Origin of the sequence: Pantoea sp. UYEF8 (assembly GCF_040546285.1) — a bacterium.
In the GTDB taxonomy this organism is placed as follows: Bacteria; Pseudomonadota; Gammaproteobacteria; order Enterobacterales; family Enterobacteriaceae; genus Pantoea; species Pantoea brenneri.
Genome location: NZ_JBEPNM010000004.1, coordinates 396,440 through 417,212, shown reverse-complemented (window position 1 = coordinate 417,212; position 20,773 = coordinate 396,440). Strand labels below are relative to the sequence as shown.

18 protein-coding genes and 1 tRNA gene are annotated in these 20,773 nt (G+C 55.5%); 7 read left to right on the top strand and 12 right to left on the bottom strand.

From position 1 onward, the window contains the following. Positions 1–52: 52 nt before the first annotated feature. Positions 53–1,705, top strand: a complete 1,653-nt coding sequence (locus tag ABIB18_RS10905) for a multidrug ABC transporter permease/ATP-binding protein (protein ID WP_069728979.1) — start codon at positions 53–55, stop codon at positions 1,703–1,705. A gap of 157 nt (positions 1,706–1,862) precedes the next feature. Here the strand turns inward: ABIB18_RS10905 and ABIB18_RS10900 are convergent, their stop codons facing one another. Further along, positions 1,863–2,579, bottom strand: a complete 717-nt coding sequence (locus tag ABIB18_RS10900) for a 4'-phosphopantetheinyl transferase family protein (protein WP_031377241.1) — start codon at positions 2,577–2,579, stop codon at positions 1,863–1,865. 71 nt (positions 2,580–2,650) lie between these two features. After that, positions 2,651–2,854, bottom strand: a complete 204-nt coding sequence (locus tag ABIB18_RS10895) for a hypothetical protein (protein ID WP_031377240.1) — start codon at positions 2,852–2,854, stop codon at positions 2,651–2,653. Between the two features lie 1,102 nt (positions 2,855–3,956). On the opposite strand from ABIB18_RS10895, the gene ABIB18_RS10890 reads away from it, so the two are divergent. Next, on the top strand, positions 3,957–4,349 hold the full coding sequence (locus tag ABIB18_RS10890) for a DUF2786 domain-containing protein (RefSeq protein WP_354474142.1): 393 nt from the start codon (positions 3,957–3,959) through the stop codon (positions 4,347–4,349). A 43-nt stretch (positions 4,350–4,392) separates the two neighbouring features. Next, the gene (locus tag ABIB18_RS10885; RefSeq protein ID WP_354474141.1) at positions 4,393–4,776 is read left to right on the top strand and encodes a hypothetical protein; all 384 of its coding nucleotides are present in this window, start codon (positions 4,393–4,395) and stop codon (positions 4,774–4,776) included. A gap of 249 nt (positions 4,777–5,025) precedes the next feature. On the opposite strand, the gene ABIB18_RS10880 is transcribed toward ABIB18_RS10885, so the two are convergent. The 3 genes from ABIB18_RS10880 to ABIB18_RS10870 all read right to left on the bottom strand — a co-directional run bounded on the left by ABIB18_RS10880 (position 5,026) and on the right by ABIB18_RS10870 (position 7,180). Beyond that, positions 5,026–5,102 (bottom strand) — tRNA-Pro (locus tag ABIB18_RS10880). A gap of 73 nt (positions 5,103–5,175) precedes the next feature. Next, positions 5,176–6,930, bottom strand: coding sequence for an LPS biosynthesis-modulating metalloenzyme YejM (yejM, locus tag ABIB18_RS10875; protein WP_159223552.1), 1,755 nt, complete (start codon positions 6,928–6,930; stop codon positions 5,176–5,178). Positions 6,931–6,952: 22 nt separating this feature from the next. Next, a complete protein-coding gene (locus ABIB18_RS10870) occupies positions 6,953–7,180 on the bottom strand; it encodes a YejL family protein (RefSeq protein ID WP_009089108.1) in 228 nt (75 codons plus the stop codon). A 158-nt stretch (positions 7,181–7,338) separates the two neighbouring features. Between ABIB18_RS10870 and yejK the strand changes: the two genes are divergently transcribed. Further along, the gene (gene yejK, locus ABIB18_RS10865; protein ID WP_354474140.1) at positions 7,339–8,343 is read left to right on the top strand and encodes a nucleoid-associated protein YejK; all 1,005 of its coding nucleotides are present in this window, start codon (positions 7,339–7,341) and stop codon (positions 8,341–8,343) included. Positions 8,344–8,455: 112 nt separating this feature from the next. Here the strand turns inward: yejK and rplY are convergent, their stop codons facing one another. Together rplY and radD are read right to left on the bottom strand one after the other, a co-directional pair. After that, positions 8,456–8,740 (bottom strand): 50S ribosomal protein L25, encoded by a 285-nt coding sequence (rplY, locus tag ABIB18_RS10860; protein WP_013358540.1) that lies wholly within the window; start codon positions 8,738–8,740, stop codon positions 8,456–8,458. A gap of 176 nt (positions 8,741–8,916) precedes the next feature. Continuing rightward, complete coding sequence (gene radD, locus ABIB18_RS10855; RefSeq protein ID WP_354474139.1) at positions 8,917–10,671, bottom strand: DNA repair helicase RadD; 1,755 nt, start codon at positions 10,669–10,671, stop codon at positions 8,917–8,919. A 155-nt stretch (positions 10,672–10,826) separates the two neighbouring features. Between radD and rsuA the strand changes: the two genes are divergently transcribed. The 3 genes from rsuA (at position 10,827) to ABIB18_RS10840 (ending at position 13,435) form a co-directional block, all read left to right on the top strand. Beyond that, entirely contained in the window at positions 10,827–11,546 is a 720-nt protein-coding gene (gene rsuA / locus ABIB18_RS10850; protein WP_031377237.1) for a 16S rRNA pseudouridine(516) synthase RsuA, read from the top strand. A gap of 64 nt (positions 11,547–11,610) precedes the next feature. Further along, positions 11,611–12,807 (top strand): Bcr/CflA family multidrug efflux MFS transporter, encoded by a 1,197-nt coding sequence (locus ABIB18_RS10845; RefSeq protein WP_031377236.1) that lies wholly within the window; start codon positions 11,611–11,613, stop codon positions 12,805–12,807. Positions 12,808–13,114: 307 nt separating this feature from the next. Further along, a complete protein-coding gene (locus ABIB18_RS10840; protein WP_031377235.1) occupies positions 13,115–13,435 on the top strand; it encodes a YejG family protein in 321 nt (106 codons plus the stop codon). Here ABIB18_RS10840 and yejF read toward each other — a convergent pair. From yejF to pdeN, 5 genes are read right to left on the bottom strand one after another with little or no spacing between them, the layout of a single operon-like run. Beyond that, the gene (gene yejF / locus ABIB18_RS10835) at positions 13,422–15,026 is read right to left on the bottom strand and encodes a microcin C ABC transporter ATP-binding protein YejF (protein WP_031377234.1); all 1,605 of its coding nucleotides are present in this window, start codon (positions 15,024–15,026) and stop codon (positions 13,422–13,424) included. The genes ABIB18_RS10840 and yejF overlap by 14 nt on opposite strands. Further along, positions 15,027–16,049 (bottom strand): ABC transporter permease, encoded by a 1,023-nt coding sequence (locus ABIB18_RS10830; RefSeq protein ID WP_354474138.1) that lies wholly within the window; start codon positions 16,047–16,049, stop codon positions 15,027–15,029. Beyond that, positions 16,049–17,140 (bottom strand): microcin C ABC transporter permease YejB, encoded by a 1,092-nt coding sequence (locus ABIB18_RS10825; protein ID WP_031377232.1) that lies wholly within the window; start codon positions 17,138–17,140, stop codon positions 16,049–16,051. The genes ABIB18_RS10830 and ABIB18_RS10825 overlap by 1 nt, the downstream gene beginning before the upstream one ends. 11 nt (positions 17,141–17,151) lie before the next feature. Next, positions 17,152–18,960 (bottom strand): extracellular solute-binding protein, encoded by a 1,809-nt coding sequence (locus tag ABIB18_RS10820; RefSeq protein ID WP_354474171.1) that lies wholly within the window; start codon positions 18,958–18,960, stop codon positions 17,152–17,154. A gap of 39 nt (positions 18,961–18,999) precedes the next feature. Then, positions 19,000–20,562, bottom strand: coding sequence for a cyclic di-3',5'-guanosine monophosphate phosphodiesterase PdeN (pdeN, locus tag ABIB18_RS10815; RefSeq protein WP_354474137.1), 1,563 nt, complete (start codon positions 20,560–20,562; stop codon positions 19,000–19,002). Positions 20,563–20,773: the final 211 nt, after the last annotated feature.

The window sequence follows — 20,773 nt, the reverse complement described above, 5'->3', positions numbered from 1 at the left end:
ATTTTGCATCACATTACACTGCAGGCTGTTTTTTGACTGCTGGATTGCCTGCATGACGTTGTTAAGCGTTGTTTTTCGCCAGTTTCGCTGGCCTTTTATCGGGGTTATTGCGCTGACGCTGCTGAGCGCAGTGTTGGGTATTGGCATGATCGCCTTTATCAACCGCGAAATGATCGTCGCGATCAATACTTCCTATGCGGTACTGCCGCAGTTTCTGTTGCAGCTGGTGGTACTGATGGCGGTTACGCTGGCCTCCCAGCTGGCGCTGACGATGCTGGGCCATCAGTTTGTCTGGCGGATGCGCGGTGAATTTATCAAACGCATTCTTGATACCCGGGTGGAGCGGATTGAGCAACTCGGCAGCGCGCAACTGCTGGCGGGTCTGACCAGCGATGTGCGTGCCATTACCCTGGCCTTTGTGCGTCTGCCGGAGCTGATTCAGGGCGTCATCATCACTCTGGGTTCAGCGATCTATCTGGCCTGGCTGTCACCCAAAATGCTGCTGGTGACCAGCGGCTGGCTGGCCGTGACGCTGGTGGGTGGCTGGATGCTGGTGTCGCGCGTTTATCAGCACATGGCGAAGCTGCGTGAAATCGAAGATCACCTCTATCGTGACTACCAGACGGTGATTGACGGACGCAAAGAGTTGCAGCTTAACCGTGAGCGCGCCCGGCAGATCTATGAAAGCGTCTATCAGGAAGATGCCACCGCCTGGCGACACCATATTGTGCGGGCCGATACCTATCATCTCAGTGCGGTGAACTGGTCGAATATCATGACGCTGGGCGCCATCGGCATGGTCTTTTTTATGGCCAACAGCCTCGGCTGGGCCAACACGGCGGTGGCGGCGACTTTTTCCCTGACGCTGCTGTTTCTGCGAACGCCGCTGCTGTCGGCAGTCGGCGCTTTGCCCACCTTGCTCAGCGCGCAGGTGGCATTCCGCAAACTCAATGCCTTTGATCTGGCACCTTATCAGCCCGAATTCCACGCTTCTCCGTCCAAAGCTGACTGGCAGACGCTGGAGCTGCGGGATGTCTGTTTTCACTACGGTGAAAATGGCTTTAAGGTCGGCCCGATCAACCTTACCCTGCGCCGCGGTGAACTGGTGTTTCTGATTGGCGGCAATGGCAGCGGTAAATCTACCCTGGCGATGCTGCTGACCGGCTTGTATCAGCCGCAGTCCGGCAGTCTGCTGCTGGATGGTCAACCGATTGACGCTGACGGGCTCGATCACTGGCGTAAACACTTCTCGGCGGTATTCACTGATGTGCATCTGTTTGATCGGCTGATTAGCCACGAAGGCATTCCGGCGAACCCGGCGTTAGTGCAGCAGTGGCTGGAACGGCTGAAGATGCAGGACAAACTGAAGATCGAAGGTAATAAAGTGCTGAATCTGCAGCTCTCCAAAGGGCAGAGCAAACGGCTGGCACTGCTGCTGGCGGTGGCTGAAGAGCGGGATGTGCTGCTGCTGGATGAATGGGCCGCCGATCAGGACCCGCATTTCCGTCGTATCTTCTATCGTGAACTGCTGCCGTGGTTGCAGGCGGCCGGCAAAACGGTATTCGCCATCAGCCACGATGATCACTACTTTATTCATGCCGATCGACTGCTGGAGATGCGAGAAGGGCAACTGAGTGAACTGACCGGCAGCGAACGCGATCTGGCCACGCTGGACTCGGTAGAACGCACCGATACCGGGCTTTGATGCAGGCTGGCAAAGCTTAGCAAAAAGGCATATTGGCGGCCTGCGCGGCTACCACGTTATGCTGGAATTCAGCAGAGAGCAGGCTCTCTGCCATCCTGAAACTTCTTCTGTCGTCATGTGTTTACCCCGGCTAAGCCGCATTGCTTAGCCGGTTTTTTTATGCCTGCTGCGTCAGCAGGGTAATCACCTGATCGTCCTGCCACAAAAACTGCGCCTGCAAGCGGGTCCCTGTTGTGAAGCGATCGCTGAAATGATGAGTGAGCTGTAAAGTGGCGCACTGACGCCGGAGATCGACCGTTTCCAGCGCCGCCTGCTGAAAATCCATCGGCTGATGCAACTGGGGCCACAGCGCCTTATAAAGTGATTCTTTCAGAGAAAACAGCAGAGTGGCGGCAGCGTTGAAGCTGATGGGCAGCGCCCGCAGCAGTTGCTGCTCCTGAGGATTCATCAGCAGGTCAGCGGTTTCATTGGCCGTTGCGTCTGACATCAACTGTTCGACATCCACACCGACACCACCGGGCTGACGGGTTGCTGCCAGCACCACTACGCCTGCGCTGTGCGACAGCGAAGCCTGCACGCCGGCGGGCCAGCAGGGCGAACGATCGGCGGCGTTGGTCAGAATAAAATCATCAATACCGAGACGCGCCATCACACAGCGGGCCAGCAGCCGACTGGCGAGATATTCGGCACGGCGCTTATTTACCGCCCGCTGCAGGCGATCGGGCAGCGGTAGTCCCCATGCAACAGCAAGCGCATCACTGTAGTGTTGCGGATCAAAGCGGCTCACCGCCAGCCAGGGATCGCTGTCGCTCAGATGCTGAGAAAGGATAAAGCCGCCTGCAGGAGGCGGCAGCGGAACGTCGGGATAGCGCATGCGGTGCCGTAATCAAAGCCAAAAGGGCATTAAATCAGGCGTAGGAAGCCGGGGCAAGCCGACCGCAGGGATCAGTCGTTCGGGGGAATGGCAAAACTTTTCAGTGAAACGACAAAATGGTGGTGACCTTTGCTGATGCGAGCGCCGCGGTCGCACCAGTGGCTCGCCAGACGAAAGAAATCGTCGCTGCCAATGTCGTACGCCAGTTCCACTTTGCTAATGCCTGAATGCAATAATGCTTCTGCATCCTTCAGGCTTTTCGCTTTGATCGCCATAAAAATTATCCATCAATTTCAGGGGAGTCCAGAGTAGGCAATTTCTGTGACATTTTTGTTTCAGTTTGATGAATTGGCGTCGCGTTGTGCTTATTTTGTGAGGCAGACTGGATTTCGCTGCAACAGGTAACTGCCTGAAAGCGTGCAGGATGTTGTCTGGCTGAACGGGAGGTTATGCGGGATGAGCCGGGCGATCGGGCGACATCTGACAGAGCTTAGCGGCAACCGCCATAGAAAAGGCCGCGTCTGGCGCGGCCTTAGTGGGTTACTTCTTGTCTGGCGGTGTTTGTTGCTTATCGCCGGACTCTGGTGCTTCGGTTGGATCGTCTTTTTCGATTACTGTCATGAACTCTCCTATCGTTACCCACACGCTTTTCAGTATAGATCGGAATCCTCAGAGCGCGAGCTACGTGACCGTTTGATGACAAAATTTAAAGAGACAGTTTTACGGATACCGGAGTCAATGGTCTGACTGGCATCAACAATGCTGAAGGACATTGTTCAAGCGATCTTATAGATTCGATCGTCCTTTCAGCCGCTAGCAAAAAACGCATCCTGAGTATTCGATTAGACGTAAGCATGCATACTCATGGTGCTTTCCTTAAATTGATTCAGGGCTGAATTTATGAAAATCAGCTTTTCAGTATAGATAATTGTATTGTAAGTCTCATGTAGGTCTTTATTTATATCTGCCAGTGAAAAGTATTCAATGCATGTGGATGCTTTCAGGTAAGATAAGGGTGCTTTACTTCAGGGAGAAAATATTTATTTTCAAGAAGATGTTTATCTTTTTCTGCTTTTTTGTAAATGGAATGGATGGTATAAAGGCAAGTAAGCATATAGAACAAAGAAAGAATAGGCTTGTTAAAAGGTTGTAATATTAATAATATATCACATTCTCATTTTTCACGATTGCCACGCGTACTTACATAGCAAATCTACCTGTGCTTTTTAACGCTTCGAATGCTCTGCTCTGCTCTGCTCTGCTCTGCTCTGCTCTGCTCTGCTTTGGTCTGGTGGTAATAATCTCTAATAATTCTGGGTAAATGTGAAATGATTATGTTGAGGCTAAGCGTGAATGATTCGACTTTGAAGGTTTTATATGTCTAAGCTGAGAAAGCTGATTAGTTCTGCGTTAAACAACTCTAATGCCAACGAAGCCGCTCAAGCACTTAAAGTTGCTGCTTCTTTAATGCAAAGTGAAGGCATTAATCCATCGTCAGTTTTACAAGACAAGGTTAGCCAGGATTACTTTAATCCTATAAATAATAAACAGTTACGGGAAGCTGAAGAGTTAGCTATCAAGTGGCGTAGAGTGGCTACGGCACAAGAGGAACAAATTAGAGAGTTAGTTGTAACCGCTGTGGAAGCTCAGGAATCGGTATTGCGTATTTCTCAAGATGTTTTCAAGTACAAAAAAATAGCCAGGGCTCTGGGGTTTTTTTTTTGCTATTTCTTTGACTGCAACATTAGTTCAATACAGTCTTCTCTCTGATCAACATTACGAAGTTTCTCAGCTTAAAAACTCACGCGATGATATGTATAGACGTGCTGAAAATTTACAGAAAGAATTAAAGGACTTGAAGAGCAAGTTTTTTGCATTGAATAGCAAGCCAGCAGTTTCTATTAAACCATCTGTGAAACCGCAGTCACCTGGTATTACTTCTGTTAATCAAGCTCTGGGACAGAGTAGCGGAATATACAGTCTTAAATCCAGTTGTAAATTTAGAGGTATAATTGTTCATCCTGTCTTTCGAATCAATACCATCGATTCAACATCGAGTGAAGTTACTAACCTCCTGGCTGGCGTTTATAATTTGTATCTGCCGTCAGGTGGAGCACCAGCTAAAGGACATAACTTTAAAATCAGATTCTCAAATGGTGATATAGCTAAATGTAAGGTTACCAATATGTGGGAATGACATTAAAAATTGGAAAAAACTAATCCAAAGCACGCATAAGGATATATGCTGTGCCTGTCGTCAGCAGCGGCATCAGGATAATCGGTGTCTCGTGTAATGATTATGTGTAAAGCGGGAAGGTTAAGTGGATGAAGCCGGGACTGATGGTCAGTGCTCTGACCTCAGTGGAGAAGAAAGGAAACGCTCTCGCCTCATATTGACCTTGAGAAACAAAAAAAGCAGCCTTTTGGGCTGCTTCTTCAGGGAATTTGGTCGGCACGAGAGGATTTGAACCTCCGACCCCGGACACCCCATGACCGTGCGCTACCAGGCTGCGCTACGTGCCGAACTCTGGACAATCAGTCTACTGGTTCTCGCCATGAATGCAAGACGCCAGCCAACTATTTGCCTCATTATTAATCAGTTAGCGATAAATCGCTTCTCTTCTGTCAGCACCTGTAACAGCAACGCCAGCTCCGGTTTATGATCTTTTAACGCTTTGCCCTGCGCATCATAGGCACGGTAGCTGCCGTTATTGTTCAACACCAGCGTTACCTGCGGCGTGGTAATCACCAGCTTGTTCTCTTCGCTGCTGGCAACCCAGTCGTGACGACGGCGCGCGGCAAACAGATCTTCACCCTGTGAATAGTTAACCGGGTTGGTGCGGACATGCAGCAGGCGCTGCATCAGCGTTGCCATCACATCCTGATGGTCAGAAAGACGATCCACCGTTTGTGCAGGGGTATCTGGCCAGTGAATCACCAGCGGCACCTGCAGGGTTTCGCGATTACTGGCGCTGTCAGGATTCCCTTCCAGCGCCAGTCCACGCTGGGCGGTAATCACCACCACGGTATTTTTCAGCAAATCACGCGCCTGCAGCGTGTTAAGCACCGCGCTAATCTGCTCATCAACCGCCGGTGCCTGACGCAGATAGCTGCGCTGACGTGCTTTTGCGTTGTCACCGGTGACGTTCGGGCCATTCAGCGCCACCCACGAGAACCACGGATTGCTGGCATCGTGCTGTCTGTCCAGCCAGTTCTGCCACTGGGTGACGGTGCTGGCATTCGGTTGACTGTTGCTGGCAGGCAACGAGTAGTCGGTCAGCAGCGCCTGGCGATAGAGTGGGGGATTAAACCCTTCTGACGAGAACAGGCCAAACTGATAGCCCTGGGTGCTGAGCGCACCAAGCAGGGCGGACGGCGTGCGGGACGCCAGTATTCCGTTCATGTAGCTGGAAGAGATACCGTAAAACAGGCCAAACAGCCCTTTTTCCGGCGTATCACCGGCGCTGTAGTGCTGGGTAAAGCGCACATTTTCACTGGCAAATTGATTCAGCTGCGGCAGTGCTTTTGCCAGCGTGGCGTTGTTCAGGCCATCGACGGTCAGCACCAGCAGGTTATTGCGGGTCCCGGCGTCGCGGAAGGTAATCTCACTCAGCGGGTATTCAACCGACACCGCTTCCGGATCGCCTTGCTGCACCAGACGGCGCTGATACTCCTGCGCATCCAGTAAGCCGTGTCGCTCAAGGAAGCGACGGGCGGTCATCGGATAGGAGAGCGGCAGGTTAGCGCGCTGCATAGTAATCGGGCGATAGAAGTTGGCATCGGCCCAGATATACATCAGATGGCTGGCAAAGAAGGCGCTGATAAACAGCGCGGCAACCGGTTTACCAAATGAACGGCGATTGAGGCTGCGCAGCTTCTGCCAGCTCCAGGTGGCAAACAGCATCTGGACCAGGAAGATCAGTGGCACGCTGATAAACATCAGCTGCCAGTCACGCGCCATCTCGCTCTGGTCGGGGTTGATCACCAGCTCCCACACTACCGGATTGAGGTGCAGGTGGAAGCGGCTGAATACCGCACTGTCGACCATCACCAGCGTCAGCCCGGCGGTGGCGACCACCGCCGAGATCACCCGCAACAGCCGTTGCGACATCACCACAAAGGTTAGCGGGAAGATGATCAACAGATAGGCGGCAAAGACGATAAAACTGAAGTGGCCAACCCAGCTGCTATAGGCGTAGATACGCCCCGCCAGCGAAGAAGGCCAGTCAGCGACCAACAGGTAGCGACTGCCTAAAATCAGCGCGAAAAGGATGTTAAACAGAGCAAACCAGTGCCCCCAACTGATCATCTGGGAGACTTTTTCGCGGTAGCGCTGCCGGTTGGTTACCATATTATGAGATCAAATCAGCAAATTAATGGGCGTTATCGTCACGTACCGACGCCTGCAAGGCATCAGCGAAAGATCGGGCCAGTGAACGACGTTGCGCAGGGGCGACATCGCTGTTTATCAGGTTGGTCACCATGTTTCCCAGTACCATCAGGGAGAGATCGGTCGGGGCTTTGTCCTTTTGCAGGATTTGGGCCATTTCCGCGAGGAGTTGTTCCACGCGTTCATCACTGTAACGGGAAGATTGTGGCATATCGTTATCTGAGCTCATTTCAAAAGGCGATATATTACCGGAACAGCGACCTTTTTTCCGCAATTTTATCGAAAGCGCACTGTTCGCTTTACGCATTGAGTTGAAAGCCGATGCCGGCGGTGTTTGAATACGCGCCTGTGCTAAAAGGAGAGTCTACCATGAGTCTGGATATCGACCAGATTGCCCTGCATCAGTTAATTAAACGCGATGAAAACCAGCTTGAACTGGTGCTACGCGATTCGCTGTTACCCGCCACCAACACGGTTAACGCCATGGTGGAGGAGCTGCACCGGGTTTACAGCGCGAAAAGCAAAGCCTATGGCCTGTTTACCACAGAGAGTGAACTGGCGGACGCGCTGCGTAATTGTCGCCAGGGCAACGATGATTTTCTCGCTTTTAGCCGCGCGGCCACCGGTCGCCTGCGCGATGAGCTGGCAAAATATCCGTTTGCCGAAGGCGGTGTGGTGCTGTTTGTTCACTATCGCTATCTGGCCGTGGATTATCTGCTGATTGCGGTGCTCAACAGCCAGTCGAGCATGCGGGTTAACGAGCAGATGGACATCAGCAGTACCCATTATCTCGACATTAATCATGCCGATATTGTGGCGCGTATCGACCTGACCGAATGGGAAACTAACCCGGAATCAACCCGTTACCTGACCTTCCTGCGTGGCCGCGTCGGACGTAAAGTGGCTGACTTCTTTATGGATTTCCTCGGTGCTGAGGTGGGCTTAGACACCAAAGCGCAGAACCGCGGTCTGTTACAGGCGGTGGATGATTACTGCAGCGAGTCGAATCTCGATAAGCAGGAGCGTCAGAACTACCGTCAGCAGGTCTACAGCTACTGCAACGAGCAGTTGCAGGCGGGTGAAGAAATTGCGCTGGAAGATCTGTCGGGCGAGCTGCCGCCGCTGGGCGAAAAAACCTTCCAGACGTTTACCCAGGAACAGGGTTACGAGCTGGAAGAGAGTTTCCCGGCCGACCGCAGCACGCTGCGGCAGTTAACCAAATTTGCCGGCAGCGGCGGGGGACTGACGCTGAATTTTGATGCAATGCTGTTAGGTGAGCGCATTTTCTGGGATCCGGCCACCGATACCCTGACCATCAAAGGCACGCCGCCGAACCTGCGCGATCAGCTTCAGCGCCGGACCAGCAGCAAATAAAAAAGCCGGGCTGAGCCCGGCTTTACCTGCGCGCCACCGTTTTCACCTGGCCGCGCCAAAAGAAAAGGGCCGGTTTCGCAACCGGCCCTTCTGCTTTCAACGAAGCTCGCGATTAAGCGCGAACGAAGTCGATGTGAAACAGTTTTGGCTTGAACGGGTGACGCTGAACAGCCTGAACTTTCACTTTGGTTTCTTTACCGTCAACAGACAGGGTCAGCACTTCGTCGTAGAAACCTGGCTTAGCTTGCAGGTTCATTACGGAGTCGTGATCCAGGTCGATGGCAACAGCCGCTTCAGAACCACCGTAGATGATGGCCGGGAAACGGTTTGCTGTACGCAGGCGGCGGCTCGCACCCTTACCCTGCTCTTTACGTTCTACTGCATTGATAGTGAGCATTAATATATCTCTTTATTTAATTCCTGCTACAGGCGACCCAGTAACAGGCAGGTTATTCAATACCGCTGATGCACATGCAAAAGCGGGCGGCAGTATAGCCGTTATGCCAGGTGGTAGCAAACGATATACCCGCCAGTCGGGTTCGGTATCCGGTTAGCCGGATCCGATAGCGCTCATTAGCGCAGCTCATTGGCGCGACGGAAGCGCCCCTGATAGTCAAACATCTTCTCGCGGATCTGCCAGAACTGGCCTTTGGCCCGCGCTACCACAAAATCGGGATGGCGCAGTAACGGCTGCAGCGCCAGCACGTCGGCCGCGGTTTGCCAGCCAAGCGGCACGCCCGGCGCGCGCTGGTGTGGGCGCATAAACAGCTGTTCAAACGCCTTGCGCTGGGCTGGCGTCTGCAGGCGGAAACGTTCGCTGACGCTGGTGCCTTCCTCATCGTAATAGGTCGCTTTCAGCCATTCACCTTTGGCATCGCGGCCCTGTTCCAGCGTCATTCCGCCGCAGCGCAGCACCAGCGCATCTTTTAATTTCAGCGCGGCCTTCAGCATGTCGTCCGGATCGACCAGAATTTTGTCGCACTGGTGACAGCGTCGGGCGGCGATATCATTTTCTGCACCGCAGTCGGGGCAGCTTTTGAAGCGGAAGCGGAAGTCGCACTGCTCGCGCTCACCGTCGTCATCTTCCAGCACGCCCTGACAGCGGCGGCCAAAATGCTCAATCACCATGCCGTCGGCGGTGGCTTTGCCCCAGAAGGTATTGGCAAAGCCGCAGGCGGGGCAGAACACCTGTACCGGCTGATTATCACTGGCACCTTTGGGCGCGCCCACTTCCGGGGTAAACAGGTCGTGCGGGTTACCGGCGTAATCAAGGATCAGGCAGTCGGTTTTGCCCGGCGACAGCCGCAGGCCGCGGCCCACAATCTGCTGATACAGGCTGACCGATTCGGTCGGGCGCAGAATGGCGATCAGATCAACGTGTGGCGCATCAAAACCGGTCGTCAACACCGCCACGTTAACCAGAAACTTCAGCTGCTGCGCCTTAAACGACACAATCAGCGCATCGCGCTCTTTGGCCGGGGTCTCCGCTGATATCAGGGCGCTGTTGTCGGGTAACAGTTGCAGAATTTCACGCGCGTGCTCGACCGTAGAGGCAAATATCATCACGCCGTGTCGATCTTCTGCGAACTCGACAATCTGACGGATGATATGCGGCGTAACGCGCTGCTGCTGTTTCAGTTCGCGGTTGAGATCGGCTTCACTGAACAGGCCGTTGGACTGTGCCGTCAGGCGGCTGAAATCATACTGCACCACCGGCATATCGAGCCGCTCCGGCGGCACCAGAAACTGATGTTTAATCATGTAGCGCAGCGGCAGCTCGTAAATACAGTCACGAAACAGCGCCTTTTCATCGCCGCGAACCATGCCGTGGTAGTGAAACTGGTAAATCCAGCCCTTACCGAGACGGAACGGGGTGGCGGTCAGGCCGAGCAACCGCAACTGCGGATTGTGCTGCCGCAGATGGTTAAAAATCTGCTGATACTGGCTCTCTTTGTCATCGCCAATGCGGTGACACTCATCGACAATCACCAGCGAAAAGGCGCTGTCGAACTGGTCCAGGTTGCGGGCGACCGACTGCACGCTACCAAACACCACTTTGCGCTGACTCTCTTTTCGCTGCAGGCCAGCGGCAAAGATATCGGCTTCCAGCCCGTAGGCCTGATATTTACTGTGATTCTGCGCTACCAGTTCTTTCACGTGCGCCAGCACCAGCACCCGGCCGCGTGCCAGCCGGGCCAGCTCGGCAATCACCAGACTTTTTCCGGCACCGGTCGGCAGCACAATAACCGCAGGGTGGTGATGACGACGGAAATGCGCAACGGTGGCATTGACCGCGTCCTGTTGATAGGGGCGTAAGGTAAAAGACATGGCTATCACTTTTGGCAAACTGAGGGTAATTATGCCACGAAAGCGCGGTAAACGCGCTGTCAGGCGGGCGCGGATCACGCTATACTTCCCGTACATTTTCAACGGTTAACCAGGCCGTTTCAGGTTCCCTCCGCAGTAACAGGCAAAACGAATTCATGCGACTCGACAAATTCATCTCTCAGCAACTGGAAATCAGCCGTGCCATCGCCCATCGTGAGATCCGTGGCCAGCGTGTCACCGTCAACGGTGAAGTGGTGCGCGACACCGCCTTCAAACTGCTGCCCGACCACGAGGTCGAATATGACGGCAACGTACTGCAGATGCAGACCGGGCCACGCTACTTCATGCTGAATAAGCCGCAGGGTTACGTCTGTTCAACCGACGACCCCGATCATCCGACCATTATCTATTTTATCGAAGAGCCGATGGCATTCAAACTGCACGCCGCCGGTCGTCTCGACATTGATACCACCGGGCTGGTGCTGCTGACGGATGACGGCCAGTGGTCACACCGCATTACCTCGCCGCGCCATCACTGCGAAAAAACCTATCGGGTGACGCTGGAGTCGCCGGTCAGCGACGATACCGCCGCGCAGTTTACGGCCGGCGTGCAGCTGCACAATGAAAAAAGCCTGACTAAACCGGCGCAGCTGGAGGTGATTACCCCAACAGAGGTACTGCTGACCCTGAGCGAAGGGCGTTACCATCAGGTGAAACGGATGTTTGCTGCCGTCGGTAATCGGGTCGTGGGCCTGCATCGCGAGCGAATCGGTGATATTTCGCTGGATACAGATCTGGAACCGGGTGAATACCGGCCGTTGACCGCCGAAGAGATCGCCAGTATCGGCGTGCCGAAAGAGCTGCAGGCAAAATAACAGAGCAGGCTGACTGCAAGCGCGCAGCGGCCGATCGGTTTAATCAGCAAGGGCAGGAGAGGCTGTGCGCAAGGAAAAGAATTCGCCGGTAGGATTGGTGGTAATCCTCGGTCTGTTAGCGATGTTGATGCCACTGTCGATTGACATGTATCTGCCGGCGATGCCGCAAATTGCGCGTGAGTTTGGCGTTTCTGCCGGCAGCGTGCAGATGACGCTCAACCTCTACATCCTCGGGTTCGCCATCGGCCAGTTGATTTACGGCCCGCTGGCCGACAGCTACGGCCGCAAGCCGGTGATTGCCCTCGGCACGCTGATTTTTGCCGTTGCTGCCGCAGCGTGTGCGCTGTCGCAGACCATCGATCAGCTTATCGCCATGCGTTTTCTGCATGGATTATCGGCCGCCGCCGCCAGCGTGGTGATCAATGCCCTGATGCGTGACAGTTACTCGAAAGAGGATTTCTCGCGCATGATGTCGTTCGTGATGCTGATTACCACCATTGCGCCGCTGCTGGCTCCGATTATTGGCGGCTGGCTGCTGTTGATCTGGAACTGGCACGCCATTTTCTGGGCGCTGTCGGCGGCGGCGGTGGTCACCACCGTGCTGGTTACCACGCAGATTCGGGAAACCCTGAAACCCGAGCAGCGACAGCGTTTCCATCTGCGCACCACGCTGGGAAATTTCGTGATCCTGTTCCGGCACAAACGCGCCTTCAGCTACATGCTGTCGAGCGGATTTTCGTTTGCCGGGCTGTTTACCTTTCTCAACGCCGGCCCCTTTGTCTATATCGAGCTGAACCACGTTTCACCGCAAAACTTTGGCTATTACTTCGGCCTTAACGTGGTGTTTCTGTTCATCTTAACCCTGATTAACAGCCGGGCAGTGCGCCGTTTTGGCCCGGTGGCGATGTTCCGTCTGGGTCTGTTGATTCAGTTCTGCATGGGCATCTGGCTGCTGATCGTCAGCGCCTTTGATCTCGGCTTTTTACCGCTGGTGATGGGAGTGGCGATGTTTATCGGCTGCGTGTCGATGGTCTCATCGAACGCGATGGCGGTAATCCTTGATGAGTTCCCGCATATGGCGGGTACCGCCTCCTCGCTGGCCGGCACGCTGCGCTTCGGCGTGGGTGCGTTTGTCGGCGCGCTGCTGTCGCTGGTCAGTTTTAACAGTGCCTGGCCGATGGTTGGCACTATTGCCCTGTGCGCCACGCTCTCTCTGCTGCTGTTCTTCTACGCTTCCCGTCCCCGTCACGCCACACATTAAGCGCGTTCAATCGATCAGGCCGTCCCGGTTATCCCGCACGGCCCGATCTGTTGCGCCACTTTGTTTCTATATTGTGAAAATATTTAGCTAATAAAGTAACCACATTGCGTCTAAAATGATTGTTAAGTGCTGCCGAACGCGGTACATATAGCCTGAATTGCGATACCACTCGCAAAAAATAAATTCAGCGATTCGCTTTAGTGGGAAATGAGAAGCCGGGCCTTGACGTCCGGACACTGATGCTGGCAAAGCGGGCGTCAGCCACTGAGGGGATGGCGAAGTAAAACTCCTGGGGACATTGATAATTATGCTGCAACTTTCGATTGTGCATCGCTTACCACAGCGCTTTCGCTGGACCAGCGATCATCACAGTGCCATCGAAGCGGATGACACCACGCTGGACGATCAGGATTTTATCGCGCTGCGGTTAATCAGCCACGACGGCATTCCGGCCTGGGAGATCCTGCAGCAGCTGAAAGAGGTGCTGGCTGACATCCAGGTCGACTGTAAAGTCGCCGAGTGCGAAGGGCAGCCTTGCCTGTTTATCCAGCGCCGCGACGAAAGTGCCACCAACTGCTGCCTGAAAAATCAGGGCGTGGCGATTGCCGAAACCTTTATCCCTCGCTAAGTTGCGCTGAGCGCAGCAGTTCGCGGGTGTATTCCGCCGCGGGCGAGGCAAACAGCGTTTCACACTCTCCCTGTTCCACCACTTCCCCCTGACGCAGCACGATAAGCTGGTGGCACAGGGCGCGCACCACCTCAAGATCGTGACTGATAAACAGATAGCTCAGCTGACGCTGCTGCTGTAACCGACGCAACAGCGTCAGGATCTGTTTCTGTACCGTGCGATCCAGCGACGAAGTCGGCTCATCCAGCACCAGCATCTCCGGTTCAAGGATCAGCGCCCGGGCGATGGCGATGCGTTGCCGCTGACCGCCGGAGAATTCAGCCGGATAACGATGACGGCTCTCCACATCCAGCCCAACCTCCTGCATCACCGCGATAACCCGCTGTTCCTGCTGTTGTGCCGTCAGCTCGGGCTGATGCACCGCCAGCCCTTCGGCGATAATCTGTTGCACCGTCATCCGCGGATTGAGCGAAGAGTTCGGATCCTGAAACACCACCTGAATGCGCCGACGCAGCGGCAGCAATTGCCGCCGTGACAGTTGATGCAGCGGCTGGTCGTCAAACCAGACCTCGCCGCCGGCCTCAATCAGCCGCAGCAGCGCCAGGCCGGTGGTGCTTTTACCTGAACCGGATTCGCCCACCAGCCCGAGACTTTCGCCGCGCCGCAGCGTAAAGCTCAGCGCAGAGAGCGCCCGTTTTTCACCCACCTGGCGGCGGAACAGGCCACGGCGCAACGGGAAGCTGACCCGAAGCTGATCGACCCGCAGGATCACCGGCGCATCGGCGGGCAGCGGCAATGGCCTGCCTTCCGGCTCTGCCGCCAGCAGCTGTTGGGTGTAGGGATGCTGCGGCTGACTGAGCAGCGTCCGACAGCGATTCTGCTCAACCACCTTTCCCTGACGCATCACGCTGACGCTATCCGCCAGCTGACGCACAATATTCAGGTTATGAGTGATAAACAGCATCCCCATATTGAATTCGCGTTGCAGCTCGCGCAGCAGGGTCAGAATCTGTGCCTGCACCGTCACATCCAGCGCGGTGGTCGGCTCATCAGCTATCAGCAGCGCTGGCCGGGTTAACAGCGCCATAGCGATCATCACCCGCTGACGTTCGCCGCCCGACAGCTGATGCGGAAAATCGTGCAGCCGGGCGGCGGGCTGGCGGATCCCGACCCGATCCAGCACGCTGAGAATTTCGCCGCGCGCTGCCGCAGGCCGCATACCGCGATGCAGCGACAGCACTTCGTACAGCTGCTTCTCCACGGTATGCAGCGGGTTCAGCGACACCATCGGCTCCTGAAAGATCATCGCGATCTGATTGCCGCGAATGCCGCGCAGCCGCTGCTCACTGGCGCGCAACAGATCCTCACCGTTGAACAGGATCTCCCCGCCTGGCCAGGCGACCGTCGAGGGAGGCAGCAGCCGCATCACTGACAGGGCGGTGACACTTTTGCCGGAACCCGATTCGCCCACCAGCGCCAGCGTTTCACCGGCCTCAACGCGTAATGAAACCTCATCCACCACCCGATGCAGCTGCTCGCCCTGACGAAAGGCGACCGAAAGATGGTTGATAGCAAGCAGTGGCGCAGCCATTCAGACTCCTTTGCCCGGACCGAAGGCGTCACGTACCGCTTCGCCGATAAAAATCAGCAGCGATAACAGGATCGCCAGTGAGAAAAAGCCCGCCAGGCCGAGCCACGGCGCCTGCAGATTATTTTTACCCTGCAGCAGCAGTTCCCCCAGCGACGGCGAACCGAGCGGCAATCCGAAGCCGAGGAAATCGAGCGAGGTCAGCGTGGTAATCGATCCACACAAAATAAACGGCAGAAAGGTCAGGGTGGCCACCATCGCATTCGGCAGCATGTGGCGCAGCATAATCCGGCTGTCACTGACGCCCAGCGCCTGTGCCGCACGGATATAGTCGAAGTTGCGGGTGCGCAGGAACTCGGCCCGCACCACGCTGACCAGGCTCATCCAGCCAAAGGTCACCGTCACCAGCAGTAGCCACCAGAAACCAGGCTGAATCACGCTGGAGAGCAAAATCAGCAGAAACAGCGACGGCATGCCGGACCAGACTTCAATCAGCCGTTGTCCAATCAGATCAACCCTGCCGCCGAAATAGCCCTGCACCGCGCCGACCACCATGCCGATCACGCTGGAAAACAGCGTCAGCAGCAGGCCAAACAGCAGTGAAATACGCGTGCCGTACAGCAGGCGCGCCATCACATCACCGCCGGTTGCGTCGGTACCCAGCCAGTTCTGCGCCGAAGGCGGGGAAGGGAAGGGCACCTGGGTAGCAAAATTGATGGTGCTGTCACTGAAGCGGATCGGCGCCCAGATCGCCCAGCCTTGCTGATCTATCCGCTGCCGCAGCCAGGGGTCCTGATAATCGGCGGCGGTTGCCAGCACGCCGCCGTAATCGGTCTCGCTGTAGTCAAACAGCACCGGCAAATACCAGCGCTGCTGATAATGCACCAGCAGCGGCTTGTCGTTGGCGATCAGCTCGGCAGCCAGCGACAGCAGGAAAATAAACAGGAAGATCCACAGCGACCAGTAACCGCGTCGGTTATGGCGAAAGCGCTGCCAGCGCTGCTGATTCAGGGGAGATAAGCGCATCAGCGGCCCTCAAAATCAATACGGGGATCGACCAGCGTATAGGTTAAGTCGCTGAGAACATTCATCAACAGGCCGATCAGGGTGAAAATATAGAGCGTACCAAACATCACCGGGTAGTCGCGCTGCAGGGTCGCGTCATAGCCGAGCAATCCGAGGCCGTTAAGTGAAAATATTACTTCGATCAGCACTGAACTGGTGAAGAACATGCTGATAAAGGTGGCGGGGAAGCTGGCAATCACCAGCAGCATCGCGTTGCGGAACACGTGATGATACAGAATGCGGCGCTCCGGCACCCCTTTGGCGCGGGCGGTGACCACGTACAGTTTACGGATCTCATCCAGAAAGGCGTTTTTTGTCAGCATGGTCAGGGTAGCAAAGCCGCCAATCACCGTTGCCAGCACCGGCAGTGCGATGTGCCAGAAATAGTCGAGCACCTGACCGTACCAGGGCAGGCTGTCATGCTGGGGTGAGGTGAGGCCGCGCAGCGGGAACCAGTCGAGATAGCTGCCGCCGGCAAACAGCACGATTAACATGATGCCGAACAGAAAGGCCGGAATCGAGTAGCCAATAATGATGAAGGTGCTGCTCCAGATATCAAAAGCGCTGCCGTTGCGTACCGCTTTACGGATGCCGAGCGGGATCGACACCAGATAGATAATCAGCGTGCTCCACAGACCCAGACTGATCGACACCGGTAAACTCTCTTTAACCAGCTGAAGCACCGAGGCGCTGCGGAACAGGCTGTCGCCAAAATCAAAGCGGGCATAGTCCCACAGCATTTCGCCATAGCGTTGCCAGATCGGCTTATCAAAGCCGTAGCGCTGCTTAATCTCCGCAATCACTTCGGGATCCAGCCCGCGCGCGCCGCGATACTGATTATCCGCCGGGTTAAGTGCATTCAGGCTGGCGCGGGACCCCGCGCTGTCGGCACCGCCGCCCGCCAGACCCGTGGTCTGACCGAACTGGATATTGGCCAGCGCCTGATCGACCGGACCGCCCGGTGCAATCTGTACGATAAAAAAGTTAAGGGTGATGATCGCCCACAGAGTGGGAATAATCAGCAACAGCCTGCGCAGAAAGTAAGTTGCCAACGGTCCACTCCTTAGCGTTTGCTGGCCGGCAGCCGGGCAGCTTTGTTCACGTCATACCACCAGTTTTCCAGCCCGAGGCTGTAAGCCGGTTTGCCGGCCGGATGGGAAAACTTATCCCAGTACGCCAGCCGTTGCTCTGCGTTGTACCACATCGGAATCATATAGGCATTCCACAGCAGAATGCGATCCAGTACCTGTGCCAGCGGCCGAAGGGCAGGGAGATCGCCCTGATGCGCCACAATCTGTTTGACGAAATGGTCGACCAGCGGATCTTTAACCCGCGCGGTATTCCACGACGAGGCGATGTAGTCCGACTGCCAGTAAATCTGCAGGCTGGAGGAAGGGATCGGCATAGCAGAATAGGCGGTGGCGATCATGTCATAGTCGCCCTCACGCAGCCGCCGCAGATACTGTGAACTGTCCACCTGGCGCAGAGTGAGGGTGATACCGAGCCGCGCCAGATTGTGCTGCAGCGGAAGCGCCCATTCCGTACTGGTACCGCTGCGTAACAGCAGTTCGACGCTAAACGGCTGACCGGTTTTCTGGTTCACCAATCGGCGATGGTTAATCTGCCAGCCCGCCTGTTTCAGCAAGGAAAACGCCTGAAGCAGACGGGCGCGATCGTAACCGCTGCCGTCGGTAACGGGCGGGTGATAAGGCTGGGTGAACAGTTCAGGCGGCAACTGCGCCCGCCACGGAGCCAGCAATGCCTGCTGCTGCGCATCGGGCACCCCGCTGGCGGCAAACCCGGTATTCTGGAAATAGCTGCTGGCGCGCTGATAAGCACCATAGAACAGCGCCTTGTTCATCCACTCAAAATCAAACGCCAGCGTCAGCGCCTGGCGGACCCGGCGATCGTGAAACAGCGGTTTTTGATTGTTAAACGCCAGCCAGCGGGTATCAATCGCGGCCTGATTGGGCAACGTCTCTTTCACTATGCTGCGATCGTCGAAATGGCGGCCGCGATACTGGGTGGCCCATTTTTTGGCGGAGGTTTCCTCCCGTAAATCGAACGCGCCCGCTTTAAAAGCCTCAAACGCCACGTTGTCATCCAGATAATAGTCGTAGCGGATACGATCAAAATTAAACCGTCCGCGGTTAACCGGCAGATCGGCTGCCCAGTAATCTTTTACCCGGCTGTATTCAATGAACTGGCCGAGCTTCCATTTAGTGATGCGATAAGGGCCGCTCGACAGCGGCGGCGAACTCAGGGGTTCGTTGAACTTCTTATCGTGCCAGAATTTTTCAGCCAGCACCGGCAGCGTCAGTAATCCCAGCATCCGATCTTTGTCCGGCTGCTGCGCATCAATTCGCACCGTCAGCCGATCCAGCGCTTTTACGGTCACGCCGCGATAGGCGACGCGAAACTGCGGCACCCCTTCAGTCATAAATTTGCCAAAGGAAAAGGCCACGTCCTGAGCGGTGATTGGGCTGCCATCCTGGAAGCGGGCCTGCGGTTTAAGGCGGACTTCGATCCAGCTAAAGTCGCTGGCGTAGCGGGCAGAGTGGGCAATCAGCGGATAGTAGCTGCCGGGCTCATCATCCGAGCTGGTATAGAGCCCGTCATACAAGGCTTCAGTGTAGATGCCCGGATTACCGCGAGAGGCATAGCGGTTAAAGTTGTCGTAGGTACCGACCACCGCCATGGTGATGCTACCGCCTTTGGGTGCCTGCGGATCGGCATAATCATAATGGCTGAAGTCCGGCGGATATTTCGCTTCGCCGGCCTGCGTAAAGGCAAAGCTCTGTTGAATGCTGGCGGCCAGCAGCGGGCCGCTCAGGACGCCGCATAGCAATAATAATCCAGCACGAAGCAGCACCACGTTTACGCTCTCCTGTGATTTTTTCGATTCCGCGCGTCAGGCATTGTGACGCTGAAAATAGTCTATCAGCGTTTCAGGACGCAGCGGACGGCTAAAAATGTAACCCTGCAGATGCGTCACGCCACGATTGATCAGCCAGGCGGCCTGCTCTCCGGTTTCGACGCCTTCCGCCACGCTTTTCAGATTGAGCTTTTTCGCCAGCTGCAACACCGTATCCAGCACCGGTGAGGTCAGGGTATCGGTCCCGATGCTCTGCACAAAACCGCGATCGATTTTAAGGTAATCAAACGTGTAGCGCTCCAGATAGATCAGCGCGCTGTGTCCGGTGCCGAAATCATCAATCGCAATATTAATCTGCTGCTGATGCAGCCAGTCAAACAGTTCGCCGACATTCTCATCGCGCACCATCGCACGCTCGGTGATTTCAAATACGTAAGTGAAGTGGGCCGCGGGCATGGTGTCGAGCCAGCGCAGCACGTCCTGACGAAAACAGCTATCCGCCAGGTGCAGCGGAGAAATATTCAGGCTGAGGCTGGCATGGCGGGGAATGGTGTGACAGAGCAGGTGGGCATCACGCGCCACCAGCTGGAACAGATGGCGGGTCAGCGGAATAATCAGGTTTTGCGCTTCGGCGTAGCTGATAAACACATCCGGCGGGATCGGCCCCTCGGTCGGGTGAGTCCAGCGCAGTAGCGCTTCCATGCCGTAGGGCTGACCATCATGTGAGGTCACCAGCGGCTGATACTCAATATGAAACTCGCCACGCTTCATCCCCTGTATCAGATCTTTTCCGGGGCGCTGATAGGCTGACAGCAGCAGCCAGCAGCAGCCGGTCACCAGCAGGGAGAGCAGCAGGCTGCTTAACAGAATATTTTGATAATCGCTGAGCGACAGGGTCGAGCCATATAACACAAACTGCAGCGGGTAACCGGCCAGGGACTGCTGCAGTAACGGCGGTGGCAGCCCGTGGTTTTCCACCACGCCGGGCTGCCAGCTGGTTAACGCCGTGCGCTGCGCCACCAGCGCCATGCCGGTAATCTCCGGCTGGCGCGACGCCAGCAACAGATAGGGATTCAGTGTGATATTGAGGGTGGCGAACACCCCGGACTGAACGCTGCCAGGATTCCTGATCCACAGCGCCAGCGCCGGTTTATTGGGCTGCAGCGGCGTGCCGCGCATCAGTTGCAGATCGATGTCGCGCGTCGTATCACTCTGCGGCGCAATAACGCTGAGCGGCAGGCTAAAGCTGCCGGTGGCAGAGGAGCAAAACGCGTTACCGTCATTAATCAGCAGAATGGCGCGCAGATTACCGGCAAAAGCGGCGCGTGAGGTCAGTTCACGGTTGATGGTCTGGCAGGGAGTTTGCGTAAACGGAAGCAGAGGGCTGAGCGTGCTGTTAATCAGAGAAGAGAGCGTTTGCTGCAGGGCCGTTCGACTATTCTCTACTAATTGCTGGTGCTGTCGATCGCGCTTATGCCAGAGATGGTTAAACGACAGCGCTGTAAAGAGTAAAAAGAACAGGCAGCCGACCATCGCGCTACTCCATGCGATTCGACGAGGATAGGTTGCATGGCGCATCAGCGCCCCCGACAGTGGCATGAGGTGCTTCCTCTGATAAAATTATTATTATGTTATTGCGCACGACTGCTTCGGTGTAAGCGACCGAGAATATAACGAGAAGGCGGGGAATGTCTCGTTATTCTTCTGAAAGGCAATGGTTTTTAAGCCATCAGTCTGAGGCGGGCAATGGCAACAGACGAAAAAAAACGCTGCGTAAGCAGCGTTTCATATTCTCTGGCTGAGAAGGAGA

What these genes read in the sequence shown, in the direction of transcription:
- ABIB18_RS10905 (WP_069728979.1), top strand. Translation starts at nt 53, where the DNA reads ATGACGTTGTTAAGCGTTGTTTTTCGCCAGTTTCGCTGGCCTTTTATC.
- ABIB18_RS10900 (WP_031377241.1), bottom strand. Translation starts at nt 2,579, where the DNA reads ATGCGCTATCCCGACGTTCCGCTGCCGCCTCCTGCAGGCGGCTTTATC.
- ABIB18_RS10895 (WP_031377240.1), bottom strand. Translation starts at nt 2,854, where the DNA reads ATGGCGATCAAAGCGAAAAGCCTGAAGGATGCAGAAGCATTATTGCAT.
- ABIB18_RS10890 (WP_354474142.1), top strand. Translation starts at nt 3,957, where the DNA reads ATGTCTAAGCTGAGAAAGCTGATTAGTTCTGCGTTAAACAACTCTAAT.
- ABIB18_RS10885 (WP_354474141.1), top strand. Translation starts at nt 4,393, where the DNA reads ATGTATAGACGTGCTGAAAATTTACAGAAAGAATTAAAGGACTTGAAG.
- yejM (WP_159223552.1), bottom strand. Translation starts at nt 6,930, where the DNA reads ATGGTAACCAACCGGCAGCGCTACCGCGAAAAAGTCTCCCAGATGATC.
- ABIB18_RS10870 (WP_009089108.1), bottom strand. Translation starts at nt 7,180, where the DNA reads ATGCCACAATCTTCCCGTTACAGTGATGAACGCGTGGAACAACTCCTC.
- yejK (WP_354474140.1), top strand. Translation starts at nt 7,339, where the DNA reads ATGAGTCTGGATATCGACCAGATTGCCCTGCATCAGTTAATTAAACGC.
- rplY (WP_013358540.1), bottom strand. Translation starts at nt 8,740, where the DNA reads ATGCTCACTATCAATGCAGTAGAACGTAAAGAGCAGGGTAAGGGTGCG.
- radD (WP_354474139.1), bottom strand. Translation starts at nt 10,671, where the DNA reads ATGTCTTTTACCTTACGCCCCTATCAACAGGACGCGGTCAATGCCACC.
- rsuA (WP_031377237.1), top strand. Translation starts at nt 10,827, where the DNA reads ATGCGACTCGACAAATTCATCTCTCAGCAACTGGAAATCAGCCGTGCC.
- ABIB18_RS10840 (WP_031377235.1), top strand. Translation starts at nt 13,115, where the DNA reads ATGCTGCAACTTTCGATTGTGCATCGCTTACCACAGCGCTTTCGCTGG.
- yejF (WP_031377234.1), bottom strand. Translation starts at nt 15,026, where the DNA reads ATGGCTGCGCCACTGCTTGCTATCAACCATCTTTCGGTCGCCTTTCGT.
- ABIB18_RS10830 (WP_354474138.1), bottom strand. Translation starts at nt 16,049, where the DNA reads ATGCGCTTATCTCCCCTGAATCAGCAGCGCTGGCAGCGCTTTCGCCAT.
- pdeN (WP_354474137.1), bottom strand. Translation starts at nt 20,562, where the DNA reads ATGCCACTGTCGGGGGCGCTGATGCGCCATGCAACCTATCCTCGTCGA.